Source organism: Ancylothrix sp. D3o (assembly GCF_025370775.1).
In the GTDB taxonomy this organism is placed as follows: Bacteria; Cyanobacteriota; Cyanobacteriia; order Cyanobacteriales; family Oscillatoriaceae; genus Ancylothrix.
The window spans coordinates 40752-53767 of record NZ_JAMXEX010000005.1 but is presented as its reverse complement, the minus strand read 5'-3'; the positions used below and the strand labels follow the sequence as shown (position 1 = coordinate 53767).

Below are 13016 nucleotides of genomic sequence, written 5' to 3'. Positions count from 1 at the left end.
ATAGTAGGTTTATAGTCCACCGGTTTTTGTGCCGGTGGCTATTCTACTAATCTCTAGTGATGCTCCTAAAGAAAATTTAGATAAAATTATGACTGCCCAAATTATTGAAAAAATAATCCCTCAAAAAGAACAAAGATTCGTTCTGCCTGGCTATCACTCGTGGGAGGAGTTTGAGGCGATAGAAGCTTTAATGAAAAATGAGCCCGGTTTACGGATTACTTATTTGGATGGGTGTGTGGAATTTATGACTCTTGGCGAACAACATGAATTGATTAAAACGATTATTTGCTTTTACCTACAACTTTATTTTTTTGAGAAACAGATAGAGTATATTCCGGTAGGTAGCGCTACTCGCCGATCAAAAGAAAGAGGCTCATCTTTTGAGCCGGATGATTCTTATTATATTGGAGGTAAAAAAGAACATCCAGACCTGGCTATAGAAGTTGTAATTACGAGTGGCGAGGTTGAAAAGCTGGAAAAATATAAGCGTTTTAAGATTCAAGAGGTTTGGTTTTGGGAAGATAACCAGCTTTCTATTTACCGCCTGCGGGAAGACATTTATGAGAAAGTTTCTGGGAGTGGATTTTTGCCAGATTTAGATATTGACTTATTTGTCCGTTGTCTATTGATACCATCCAGACTTGAGGGGACAACAGAATTTCTCAAAGGAATTCGGCAATCTTAAATCGGTGGCAACAATCATCAAAAAAACCTGCTGACGTCTCTGCCAGCAGGTTTTTTAAATCACAGGTTAATTAAAGCTTACACAGGGGCACATACAGAAATTCCGCCACCTGTTGTGTTGTAATCCTGTAGGGTAGCAGCAATAGACTCACCAGAAGGAACGAGGGGATTTGTAATACCAGTAGTCCAGGCACTATGTGTCTCTGAAACGGGAGGGCTTAATCGATTTAACTCCCTATCTCCCATCAACCATAAGTAACCATCTCCTGCGGTATAGCCATCTCCTTTACCATCATTGTTTTCATCGGGGGTGAGGAGTTGCAACCACTGGACACCATTGTTGATGCTTTGTGCATCGACGGGATTTCCTGAGAGGTAGTTCAGCCAAGCAGCGGTGAGGTTGCTGGCAACGTAGTAACGAGTGTCGATTATAGTTGGTTTTCCTGCTAGTTGTGCAGCTAGTTGTGACTGTGCCCGACTCATCGTTTTTTCCGCTTCGTCAAGGTTGTAAAATATAGTTCGTTCTCCGTTATTGGTGACTCCATCTTTGTTGAGGTCTCCGATCAAGAGGCCGACACTATATTGGCCTGTGACGGGATCGACGGGATCAAGGACTTTTCCTGGTTGGGCTGAGTTGGTGTAGGGTTGTAAAAGGATATCGCCGGTGGGGGCGTTGGGTTTGCGTGTTACGTTGTAATCATCGCTTGCATCGCCGTTCCAGATTTCACGATTTGCACACCAGTAGCCAGGAGTTCTTACACCTGCACATCCTGTATAGGAACTGTCGTCCGTATCGGTGACTGTGGTGCCGTTATTGGAACCGGTGACGGTGCCGGTGTTGCTGTAGGGGCCGCTGATGGCTTTGCCGGTGGCTGTATAAACCCAGGTTTCGGTGGTGTCTAAGATTTTGTCGTTGTCTGTGTCTCCGCCGACAAAGTTGGTGATAGCGCCCTCTTTATCATCGGTGACGCTGACGTTAGATAGTCCGACGTTGCCGGTGTTGGTGACGGTATATTTCCAGTCAATTGTATCGCCCTTTAAGACTGCTAGTCCGTCTTTTTCTTGGCCTTTGTAAACGGTTACTTTGTTGATGTTGATTGCGGGGTTTTCGCCAAAGTAGGAACTGTCATCGCTATCGGTAACGGTTTGGGTATTTCCTGCACTATCGGTGGTTGAACCTTTGACGGTGCCGGTGTTGCTGTAGTCGTCTTTTGCGGCGGTACCGGCTGCTGTATAAACCCAGGTTTCGTTGGTGTCTAAGATTTTGTCGCCGTCTGCGTCTCCCTCGACAAAGTTGGTGATCGCGCCCTCTTTATCATCGGTGACGCTGACGTTAGATAAGCCGACGTTGCCGGTGTTGGTGACGGTATATTTCCAGCTAATGTCTTCGCCTGATTTGATGTTTAATCCGTCTCCTTCTTCGCCTTTGTAGACGGTTACTTTGTCGATGTTAATTGCGGGGTTTTCGCCAAAGTAGGAACTGTCATCGCTATCAGTAACCGTTTTGGTATTTCCTAAGTCGTCTGTGACTGAACCGCTGACGGTGCCGGTGTTCTTGTAGTCGCCTACGGTGGCGGTGCCGGATGCTTTATAAACCCAGGTTTCGGTGGTGTCTAAGATGCTGTCGCCGTCTGTGTCTCCCCCGACAAAGGTGCTGATGGAACCCACTTTATCATCGCTAACGCTGACGTTAGATAGTCCCACGTTGCCGGTGTTGGTGACGGTATATTTCCAGTCAATTGCTTCGCCTGATTTGATGTTTAATCCGTCGCCTTCAATATCTTTATAGACGGTTACTTTATCAATATTAATTTCTGGGTTGGCGCCAAAATATGAGCTTGGATCGCTGTCTGTTACTGTGGTGCCATTGTAGGAACCGCTGACGAGACCGATGTTGCTGTAGTCGCCTTCTGTGGCGGTGCCGGTGGCGTTATAAACCCAGGTTTCGTTGGTGTCTAGTTTGTTGTCCTTATCGGTGTCGCCGCTGACTAGGTTGCTGATAGCGCCGATTTGATCGTCGTTGAGGCTGATGTTTGATAGTTCGACGTTGCCGGTGTTGGTTACGGTGTAGGTCCAGGTGACGTTTTCACCTTCTAAAATTGTTAATCCGTCGCCTTTTGTTGTGCCGTTTCCTGTTACTTTGTCGATGTTTATTTGGGGGTTGGCTGTGAAGCTTTGAGTTACTTCTCCTGAGAGTTTGCTGCTATCTTCGCGCTTTCCTCCTTCGGTGCCAACGCTGGTTAAACGAACACCAAAATCTGAGCCGCCGGTGTTGGCGTTGATGAAGTCTGCGAGGGTTAATTCTTTGCTGCGGCTGGAAATTGTAAAGCTGGTGGAACGAATGTCATCTTTGCCAATGCCGGAGGTTCCAATCGCCACACCGGCATCAAAGGATTGCGGATCGATGGCGATTGTTCCGCCTCCTTTAGGTAAATCGATTTTGCTAACACTATTTGCCGGCCCAAAAGCGGTACCGGTGACATCGCCGCCGCTGATATTTAAGGTAGAAATTAGGCTTTCATCTTTTACATGAAAAAAGACTCCATTTAAATCGCCTATGTTGCCGGTAACGGGATCGGGAAGAACGTTAACAGTGACTTTGACTCCCCCAGTTACGATATCTTCCAGGGTGATTTGGGTATATGTATTGCCGCCTGTAAATTCATTAAGCCCAAAAGTAGTAGAGTCTGTCATTTATTCCTCGTCTTAAGTTGTTTTTAACGCAAGGGATTATATGGTTTGGCAATGGATTTGCTAAACCAAGGAGTTTGGAAAACTCTTTGTAGAAGAATTAAAGCGGAGGGGGATTTTTTGAAACTAATCAAAGGGAAATGCCCGACTCCTTTTTCTTGTTCAATGTTCCTGCTGAAACACTGACACCGCTATACTACCCCTATTGCTAGGGCCGGTGTCAATAACTTCTACGTCTTTATACAGAAACTTTATAATTGTCGCTTTTGTAACAATCCTTTATGAAGATAAAGCTGCTTTTTTCACGCTAAATCAAGGCTTTTGAGTTGGAATTGGCCAGTTTTATTACTTTGATCGTCTGGCTTTAACGAAAATTTATGTTTTTTTTGTAAAGAAAAAAAAATGGCCTGGACGGGAAATACTGAGTTAAAAAGTAAGAATGATAATCATTATTGCTAACGTGCAAGCTGAGCTAAGGGTTTATACGGATAAGGCTAAAAGGCTTGTTGATGCCCATCTCACTATACAAATACTTTGCATAAAATAAGTATAAATTAACCTAATAAATTTAAAAAGTTTAGTTGTGTGTTCATGGCAGAGGAGTAGTTTATTTGGTATGGAAAAAAATTTGAGAGTAGATAAGTGAAAAGTTAAAAATTTTTTGATAATTGAGCGCTCAATCCCAACGATTCATTTTCATCTACCTTTTGAAATATTTTGGTTAGCAACAAAACAAGAGTTTGCTTGTTGATAAAAAATTTTTTAAGACAAATTTGCAAATACAATCTCACCTCTAACTCATCCCTTTGGTAGAAGTTAGTAGCGATTTCGATTCGTTAGTTTAATTAAAGACAGGATAGTAAAAAACAATCTCAGCCACTTTTGGAGATAGAAATAAGATGTTTCATCACGTCAAAGAACTACAATTTAATGCGCGAGTTTCTGCTCCAGATCCGCGTTTTGCCCGTTTGCTGCTCGAACAATTTGGCGGCGGTAATGGGGAATTAAAAGCGGCAATTCAGTATTTTATTCAAGCCTTTGGATTCCGCAAGACTTACCCGGATAAGTACGATATGCTGATGGATATCGCTACGGAAGAATTGGCTCACTTGGAAATAGTGGGTGCAATGATTACGATGTTGCTGGAGGGGATTAATGGCGAACTGAAGGATGCTGCTGATAGTAGTGCTTTTGGTTTGTTTTCTGGCAATAAAAACAAAGACAAATTTATTCAGGAAGCTTTGGTTAACCCACATTTCTATTTGCAATCTAGTGGTGGGCCGATGCTGACGGATAGCCAGGGTGTGCCTTGGACGGGTGCTTATATCAATGCAAATGGCGATTTGACGGTTGATTTACGTTCAGATTTGGCGGCGGAATCGCGGGCTAAAATTACTTACGAAAATCTGATTCAGTTTACGGATGATCCTTACGTTAAGGAATCGCTTGGGTTTTTGATGACGCGGGAAATTGCACACTATAAGATGTTTGCGGCGGCGTTAGAAACGATTGAGCCGAATTTCCCGCCTGGTGTTTTGCAAGGCGATCCGCGTTACACTCATTTGTATTTTAATATGTCAGATGGGGGGAATATTCGCGGGCCTTGGAATGAGGGTCAAGGTTCGTGGGAACCCGGCGAAAATTGGGTATATGTTGAGAATCCCCAAGAGAAAGTTGTGGAAACAAATGGTTTGTTAGATCAGCCGGTGGAAGGCACGAAACGGACACAGGAAGAAGCTGTGAAAGTGACTGAGCAATTAAGTCAAATACGCTCACATGAGGTAACTTCTGCGATGGGTGCTGAGGGTGAAGTGAAGCAGTGGAGTGACTACCCAGATAAGACCGCAGAAAGTCCGATTGTGGCGCGAGAAAAGAGTAAGTTAAAGACTCCTAAACTTTAGTCTTAGGCGAGTTTTGTTTAACCGCAGATAGACGCGGATAAACGCAGATACACACAGATAACCTATCTGCGTCCATCTGCGTTTATCTGCGGTTAAAATTTAAGGTTTTAATGCACACAAATAACTTTTCATTCTGTGAGAATAAAGTAAAAACATAGGCATTAAAATTCGAGTTCGTCCTCCTTGGGTTGGAGGCGTTTGATATTTTGGCCTGCCGGCATTGGTTTGTTGAGGCTGATTTGATCGCCTACTTTGATACCGGCATGATATCCTTTTTCGCTGCTGATTTGAGAGTTGGATCGGGATCTAACAGTAACGCCGCGATTTTCTAGGTAGTCGTCGATGGAGAGTTTGTTTTTTTCAAACATCGAACGGACGACGATGGCGGGGGTGGCTGGGGTGTCGCTGGTGCCGGCTATTCCTGATGTTTCGAGTTCGTGTTTTTGGGCGAGTAATCTTTCGCTAAGACGGGTTGCACAGCCGACTCGAAAGGCGTTTAAATAAGCGCGTCCGCTGCCTTTTCGATATTTAGCGCGGCGTTCTATTGCTTTGGATAGGTAGTTATAAAGATGCTGGCATACTATTAAGTTGGTGGCGCTACCAAGGAGATATACGTTGCCGTTGTAGTTGCTTCTGAGTGCTTGGCAAAAGTTGGCATCGGCGATGCCGGAAAGTAAGATCATTTTCCAGGTGACGAAGCGGGTGGTTTTGTCGATGACTGTTTCAGTTATTTCTGTATCTTGAGTGTTGCCTAGATCGGCTAAACTGAGGTTATGTTGGGCGAGTAATAATGAGGCTTTTTCGGCGGCGATTGTCGATTCGTTTTCGTTGGATGAGGTGGTGAGGGCTAGGAGTTTTTTGATTTTTTCGATGATGGTTTGATCTGGCATGGTTTTAGGGGGTTGGGGTTGGTTCGCATCCACCGGCTAAAAAGGGTGGCTACACAAGCAAGGCTGGGAAAAGCCGGCTCGTTAGATTTATTTTAAATGAATTTTGATAGCAGAAGTTTTGTACAATCAAAACGAAATGTAAAATTAAGTTGCGGTTGTTAAATTATGTGTGAAGACAAATCTCCTTCGCAGGAAATGCGGAAGCTGGAAACCGGCTCTCTTTGGCAAAAGGTGAAGGAATGCACAAAGAAAGCTATTGAATGTGGGGCGCTGCATTCTATTGTTACAGAGTGTGAGTTTATTGAGGAGGTGGGGATTCGTTTTGTGGTGCGGGTGGCGTCGAATTTGGTTCGCAAGGATGAGTTTAAAAAAAAGGTAAGTAAACCAAAGGATTTTAATCCGTTTTTGCCTTATGAGGAGGATTTGTTTGTTGCGGATTTGTCAGAAACTCATTTATGTTTGTTGAATAAGTTTAATGTGGTGGATTATCATTTGTTGATTGTGACGCGGGTTTTTGAGGAGCAGGAAACATGGTTAAATTTAGCAGATTTTGAGGCGATGGAGTTGGTTTTAAATGAGTTTGATGGGTTGGTTTTTTATAATTCTGGAAGGCTGGCGGGGGCTTCGCAACGGCATAAGCATTTACAGGTTGTGCCGATGATGGAGATTCCAATTAAGCCTGTTTTGGAGGGGGTTTGTTTTGATGATAATGGGGTGGGAAGGGTACCTGGTTTTGATTTTGTTCATGCTTTTTCTCGTTTGGAGAAGGGGGCTAAGAGTTTGTTGGAGGTTTATCATTGTTTGTTGAGGGCGGTGGGTTTTGAGGGCGATTTTGTGGGGGATGCTACGGGGGCTTATAATTTGTTTGCGACGCGGGATTGGATGTTTGTTGTGCGGCGTTCTTGTGAGGATTTTGAGGGTATTTCTGTGAATGGTTTGGGGTTTGTTGGGACGTTTTTTGTGCGGAATGAGGGGCAGTTGGATAGACTGAAAAATAGCGGGCCGGTGATGGTTTTAAAGCAGGTGGCTTTGAGTTAATTAAAAGGTCGGTTTTTAGTTGGTTTGAAAAAAAACTTTCATGGCTAAAGTTTCCCAATTAAAGACATAAAAGCCAACCTGAAAACTACAAGTTTTTTGCTCAAGTAACAGGCAGGTTGATCAGGTTTTATCTAGGTTTAACACGCTCTCCAAAACTCGCCCTAGTTCTGTTAAGTGTTCAGATGAATGCGGGGCTATTAAAGTAATGCGTATTCGGCTTGTGGGGACTGTCGGAGGTCGAATTATGCCGGTTAATATCCCCGCTTCTTTTAAATGCTTTCCTAACTCAAAAACTGTTTCCGCATCTTTGACCGGCACAGAAAAAATAGGCGATTCTTGAAATAGAGTTTTAATCTGATATTCTGCTAACAAATATTTCAAAAATTCCACATTTTCCCATAGCTTTTTTCGCCGCTGGGGTTCTTCTTTAATCAGATGAATGGCTTCTAATGCTGCTGCTGTATCTGCTGGGGATAAGCCGGTGGTATATATCCAACTGGGAGCGCGATTTCTGAGATAATCTATTAAGCTACTAGAACCGGCCACATATCCCCCTAAACTGCCTAATGCTTTGCTTAAGGTTCCCATTTGAATTAAAGGGTGGCCGGTGTATCCAAAATGCTCTACTACTCCGCTTCCTTTTTCTCCAAATATGCCGGTGCCGTGTGCTTCATCTACTAGCAGCATACTGCTATATTTTTCGGCTAAATTTAATAGGTTCGGCAGTTGACAAATATCACCATCCATGCTAAAAACAGTATCAGTAATTATCAGGCATTTGCGGTAATTTTCGCGGTGTTGGTTGAGGAGGATTTCTAGGTGTTGAATGTCGTTATGCCGGTACTCAAAAACTGTGGCTTGGCTGAGTGTTGCACCGGCCTTTAAGCTAGAATGATTGTAGCCATCAGATAGTATTAAATCTCGCTTGCCAACTAAGGCGGAAATGGTGCCAATATTGGCAAGATAACCGGAACTGAAAACGATGGCATCTTGGGTTTTTTTGAGGGAAGCGATGGCTAGTTCTAGTTGCCGGTGGATGTCGCGGTGGCCGGTTATTAAACGTGAGCCTGTTGTGCCGGTGCCGTATTCTTTGGTGGCGTTTATTGCTGCTTCAATTAAACGCGGATGTCCTGCTAGTCCGAGATAATCATTGCCGGCAAAATTGATAAGCGTTTTGCCGTCTATTTCAACGGTGGAGCCGGGGAGTTTATTTATGGTTTGTACAGAACGATACCAGCCGGCTTTGTGGATGGTTTGCAGCGAGTTTTCTATCCAAGAATAGGGATCTTTTGGCATTTGATTAGCGGGGGGTTTTGAGAGAAAGTTAAACCCCAAGAGCATCGCTTATTTTATTACAATTCTTCTACATTCACCCCCAATTCTTGCAACTTTCTTAACAGTTTTGCGGCTTGTGCTTCTGCTTGTTCTGTTCGCATTTCTGCTTGTTCTGCTCGCCGGCGTTCTTGCACTTCGGCTTCCTCTGGTGTGGGAACTAACACACCATCAGGAGTAAAAAAGCGCAATTTTTCCTCAAAAACACCTAGAAATAATTGCAACTGTTCACTCCAACGCCAGCCGCGCTCATTTGGCACTATTTCTTCATATTTTCCATTAAGGAGTTTATAGCCTTCAAATTGCAACTTGTAAGGCTCAAAGAAAAAATATTCGGAAGTATGCCAAATATCTTGATAAATTTGTTTCTTGATTCCCCGGTCATTTGCAGCCGTTGATTCTGATAAAATCTCGACTATAAAATCCGGGTATTTTCCATCTTCCTCCCACACCGTCCAGCTTTTGCGTTCGCGGCGTTCTGTTCCTAACACTACAAAAAAATCTGGCCCGCGAAAATCGCGTGATTTTAACTGCTTTAAACTGTAATAAACGCTCATGTTCGCAGCCGCAAAAAAATCATTGCGATCTTGCCATAAACGCTCTAAGCAACTTAAGAATAAAAGCAGTTGTTTGAGATGACGATAACTTTCCAATGGTGGCTCCTCACTCCAAAGATCCGTTGGCGGAAGTGATGACTCCGGCGGAAGTTCAAAGGGTAACTCTTCACTCCAAAGATCCGTTGGCGGAAGTGCTGGCAGATCCGATTGACTGCTAATCACCATAAATGAAACCTCACTTGCCGGTAGCAATATTAATTATCATTTTTTCACTCTAACAATTTTTCACAGTTTTGAATCTTCCCACCTCCCCGTACAGACGTTCCGCCGGAACTACCAGCAAACGGTTTGTTATTCCACCGGCCACACCGTAATTATCTCATCAATTTCTGTCATAATTTCCATTACCCAGCAAAAAACCTCCCAATTAATTAGGAGGCTTAAATTAAATTAAAAATCTCTGGGTATGTAAGCTTAACTACATACAATCACTTTAATGAGCCCAAGAATCACGCCATTTCACAATTCCCTCATCAGCCAAAAGCCACCGGCGACAGACAATATTTTCACGCGCCGGCGAACCTCCGTCTCGCCACATTGCATACTTATAAGCAATAGGTTTACCCGCAGTTTCATCAAAAGGAATTTCCGCAAACCAAGTATTTGCATTAACATATTCCATCGGGTAAGCCTTAGCAAGATCCCAATTTCCTAACTCCGGACAATCGCCAATAATCACCACAGTTTCACCCGGATTTGTATTAATGCCATTTACCTGTACCCGCGCAATCACTTTCCCTTTTATGCGTTCGCCAACATGACTAATTACTACTACATCTTTTGGTTCTAATTCCAAATTATGCAAACAGCCATCCGTCACCTCAAATTTACGCCGTGAAACAACACAAGTATGCTCACCATCAGGTAAATCTGTTAACACCTGCTCAATTTTCACCGGCTCAAAAGAACGATTCATCGCCACAAAACAGCGCGAATCCCGATAGCGGCGCACATAACAATAAACATCTGGAGTGATGTATTTTTGCCATTGACTACCCAAACAAACCGCAGGATTTAAACGGCGTAAACCAGAAAGTAAACGCATATCCCGATAAATTTGACTATCCGTATCCCATTTATCCATCATAGGCCGGTTATACGGGTCATTATTACCGTAAATATTGCCATCACAATTAGTATCATCGTGCAAATATTGTTCCGTGCCATAATAGACACAAGGAATCCCCCGACTTGTCATCACCAAAATAATCGCCATCCGCAAAATATCAGGATCAGCATTAAGCGATTGGAAGCGGTGCATATCGTGATTATCGATAAACGTAATCAACTCCGTTGCACTTTCATACAAATGATCCATGTCAAAAATATCTTGGATTAGCTGGAAACCCGCCGGATCTCCCGCCGCCAAAGCTTGACGAATTGCCATACACAAACCAAAATCTAAAATAGTCATTCCCGAACGGTTTGCATAGTCAACCGAGCGAGCATTTTGAGGATGGCTGCAAATCCATTCTCCAAACACAAAAATATCAGGTTTATAAGTTTGGATATCGGCAGTAAATTCTTGCCAAAACCAAATTGGCATATGCTTAACCGTATCCACCCGCAAAGCATCTACACCCCGGTCAATCCATTGCTTAATCGCAGATTTGATATAATCGCGGTACTCGACATTATTTTCATTAAACGTAGCCAACCCGGATAATTCACAGTTTAAAACTTGCCATTCATCCTCCCAATTTGTCACCTCCCCATAGTGGTGATACCAGTTTTTTTCATCATTATTAAAATCAGCAATTTTCACCCCATCATCGTATAACTCGCCTTTTTTACCGCTGAAATCCGGGTTACTGTGGTTACACACAATATCGAGAATAAACTTCATATCTCGCTTGTGCAACTCCTCAATTAAGCGGTCAAAAGTTGTATTTTTCGCCTCTTGAGTTTTGTTGAGAGAGGGGTCTTCATTCTTGCCAATAAAACGGGGATTAATGCGTTTAAAATCTTTAATCCAGTAGCCGTGAATTGCGGCTTGTTCCACAAACAAAGCTTCGACTTGTTCAAACAAAGGAGTCAGCCAAACCGCAGTAACTCCCATACCTTTGAGGTAATCTAATTTATCAATAATTCCTTGTAAATCTCCCCCCCAATATTTGCCCCAATCTTGGCTATTCGGGTCGTAAAGTTCAGGGTTTGGGCCTTCATCATTATCAGGGTCGCCATCATTGAAGCGGTCAACAACAATAAAATAAATTGTTTCTTGACGAAATTCTATAGATCGCGTGTAAAGAAATTCATAAGGGTTTTCATCTTGTTGCGCGAGGTTAATTTGTTCAGCAGTACCGGCATCGATAATACCTTCTGCTTCGGTTAAAGATACGATTTTTGTTTGAACGGTAGATTTTGGTTCCATGAAAGATTGCTCCTAGCGATATCTGTCTAATTTAATTGCGAGTAACTATGTAAATTTTTGCCATAGACACCAGAGGCCGGCTACTGTCGCTAGGAGTATCTTTTGGGTGAGAAAAAGCCGGCTTTTTTTCCCACGTCTCCCCCTAATGGTATAGGAGGTTAGGAGTGAGGAGGAAAAAATTAAATTTATTCTCCCGTAATCAAATCAATTCTCCAGCCGGTTAAACGAGAAGCAAGTTTGACATTTTGTTCATCAAGCCCAAGTGCCAAAGGCAATTGATCGGGAGTAAGGGTAACTTGTGCCTGTTGTTTTTCGGCATCAAGAATGATAACTTCTTGCACAGTAGCCGGCATCAAAGCATTTTTGATATAAACACAAGGATCTTCAGACCACAGCAAAATTTCTATTTTTTCGCCGCCTAATTCTTTAGAAATTACAGCAATATTGCCAGAGTTTTCCCCCTCACAAATGCTAACCGGATCGATATCATCTTGTTGAGTATTGACCGCTATTTTGGTACGAGAAGGTATTTCTGGCTTGGCGGGAGTAGAGTCGCGGACAATGTTAGTAATTTCGATGATTTGTTGTTGAATTTCTGGAACTAAACTCGTTAACATTCCAGAGACGAGGCCGGTGGTAGCGCGAGAAACCCGAAGAGGCGGCCCTTGGCGCGGAGTATCGTACACTTTTTTAAGATAAACTTTCATCGTTGCACCCATAACATAATTATCTTGATGCAGTTTTTCATAGTTGGGAAGTTCGGCATACACTTCTGGATTTCCTACCCCAGCATTCAACGCAAAAATTGCCGCTTTGCGGTCGATTCGATGCACTTTCCCATCCAGAACTGTACCGCGTAAAGGTTGAAAAAGTTCTTGAACAATTTTTAACTGTTGTTCTTGAAGTTTTTGCGTCAAAACTTGTTTAGTTTGCAATGCTGCCAACCGGCCAAAGTCTCCTTGCAACGGGGTAACATCAACCATAATCGTGTCACCTATCTTTGCTCTGATGGCAATTTTTGATAAAGTTTTTAACGCAACTTCTTTATCTGGTTCCACAACCTCTTCGACAACAGTTTTAGTTGCCAGGATGCGGTAGCCTTCCCCTACGAGGTCAAGCTGCACGTTAAAATTGTCGAAGTAATCCTCTGTGAAGTTTGGGTTTTCTGTGACTTGTGTGCGGCGATAACGTTCATAACCGCTCTTGAGCGCTTCTTTTAGGGCGTTTTGCACTGCCGACTCAGGTAGACTTCGTTCGCGGCTCAAACTTTCAATGATTGTTTTGAGGCCGGGTAATTTTACCATTGACATAGCATTTTCTACTTTTAAACGAGAGATTTTGTTTCGGCTATCCGTGTTGAGGATTTTTGACCGTTTTTATATTGTCACTGGTCATTGGTGATTGGTGACTGCTGAATCAAGAAAAATAACAGCACAGGTCAATTGTAATTGAGGCCAGGTGAGGACGATTCCCCCATTACAGATCGGCC

General features: G+C 43.1%; 9 protein-coding genes. 3 read left to right on the top strand and 6 right to left on the bottom strand.

The window, feature by feature from the left end; all coding sequences use genetic code 11:
* Positions 1-88 precede the first annotated feature (88 nt).
* A complete protein-coding gene (locus NG798_RS11475) occupies positions 89-685 on the top strand; it encodes a Uma2 family endonuclease (RefSeq protein ID WP_261222679.1) in 597 nt (198 codons plus the stop codon).
* A gap of 77 nt (positions 686-762) precedes the next feature.
* Here NG798_RS11475 and NG798_RS11470 read toward each other — a convergent pair whose 3' ends face one another.
* Positions 763-3378 carry a hypothetical protein gene (locus NG798_RS11470; protein WP_261222677.1) on the bottom strand — a complete coding sequence of 872 codons (2616 nt, stop codon included), beginning with the start codon at positions 3376-3378 and terminating at the stop codon, positions 763-765.
* Between the two features lie 896 nt (positions 3379-4274).
* On the opposite strand from NG798_RS11470, the gene NG798_RS11465 reads away from it, so the two are divergent.
* Positions 4275-5276: a manganese catalase family protein gene (locus tag NG798_RS11465; RefSeq protein ID WP_261222676.1), complete on the top strand. Its 1002-nt coding sequence runs from the start codon at positions 4275-4277 to the stop codon at positions 5274-5276.
* A gap of 161 nt (positions 5277-5437) precedes the next feature.
* On the opposite strand, the gene NG798_RS11460 is transcribed toward NG798_RS11465, so the two are convergent.
* Entirely contained in the window at positions 5438-6166 is a 729-nt protein-coding gene (locus NG798_RS11460) for a DUF2786 domain-containing protein (protein ID WP_261222675.1), read from the bottom strand.
* Between the two features lie 165 nt (positions 6167-6331).
* On the opposite strand from NG798_RS11460, the gene NG798_RS11455 reads away from it, so the two are divergent.
* Positions 6332-7204: a phosphorylase gene (locus NG798_RS11455; RefSeq protein WP_261222673.1), complete on the top strand. Its 873-nt coding sequence runs from the start codon at positions 6332-6334 to the stop codon at positions 7202-7204.
* A gap of 120 nt (positions 7205-7324) precedes the next feature.
* Here NG798_RS11455 and bioF read toward each other — a convergent pair whose 3' ends face one another.
* The 4 genes from bioF to NG798_RS11435 form a co-directional block, all read right to left on the bottom strand.
* A complete protein-coding gene (gene bioF / locus NG798_RS11450; RefSeq protein ID WP_261222671.1) occupies positions 7325-8500 on the bottom strand; it encodes an 8-amino-7-oxononanoate synthase in 1176 nt (391 codons plus the stop codon).
* A gap of 56 nt (positions 8501-8556) precedes the next feature.
* Positions 8557-9318: a Uma2 family endonuclease gene (locus tag NG798_RS11445; protein WP_261222669.1), complete on the bottom strand. Its 762-nt coding sequence runs from the start codon at positions 9316-9318 to the stop codon at positions 8557-8559.
* Positions 9319-9586: 268 nt separating this feature from the next.
* Positions 9587-11527, bottom strand: a complete 1941-nt coding sequence (locus NG798_RS11440; protein WP_261222668.1) for an alpha-amylase family glycosyl hydrolase — start codon at positions 11525-11527, stop codon at positions 9587-9589.
* A gap of 185 nt (positions 11528-11712) precedes the next feature.
* Entirely contained in the window at positions 11713-12837 is a 1125-nt protein-coding gene (locus tag NG798_RS11435; protein WP_261222667.1) for a transcription termination/antitermination protein NusA, read from the bottom strand.
* Positions 12838-13016: the final 179 nt, after the last annotated feature.

Bases quoted from the DNA above. Each gene is read 5' to 3' on its own strand.
- NG798_RS11475 (WP_261222679.1), top strand. From the start codon at position 89: ATGACTGCCCAAATTATTGAAAAAATAATCCCTCAAAAAGAACAAAGA.
- NG798_RS11470 (WP_261222677.1), bottom strand. From the start codon at position 3,378: ATGACAGACTCTACTACTTTTGGGCTTAATGAATTTACAGGCGGCAAT.
- NG798_RS11465 (WP_261222676.1), top strand. From the start codon at position 4,275: ATGTTTCATCACGTCAAAGAACTACAATTTAATGCGCGAGTTTCTGCT.
- NG798_RS11460 (WP_261222675.1), bottom strand. From the start codon at position 6,166: ATGCCAGATCAAACCATCATCGAAAAAATCAAAAAACTCCTAGCCCTC.
- NG798_RS11455 (WP_261222673.1), top strand. From the start codon at position 6,332: ATGTGTGAAGACAAATCTCCTTCGCAGGAAATGCGGAAGCTGGAAACC.
- bioF (WP_261222671.1), bottom strand. From the start codon at position 8,500: ATGCCAAAAGATCCCTATTCTTGGATAGAAAACTCGCTGCAAACCATC.
- NG798_RS11445 (WP_261222669.1), bottom strand. From the start codon at position 9,318: ATGGTGATTAGCAGTCAATCGGATCTGCCAGCACTTCCGCCAACGGAT.
- NG798_RS11440 (WP_261222668.1), bottom strand. From the start codon at position 11,527: ATGGAACCAAAATCTACCGTTCAAACAAAAATCGTATCTTTAACCGAA.
- NG798_RS11435 (WP_261222667.1), bottom strand. From the start codon at position 12,837: ATGTCAATGGTAAAATTACCCGGCCTCAAAACAATCATTGAAAGTTTG.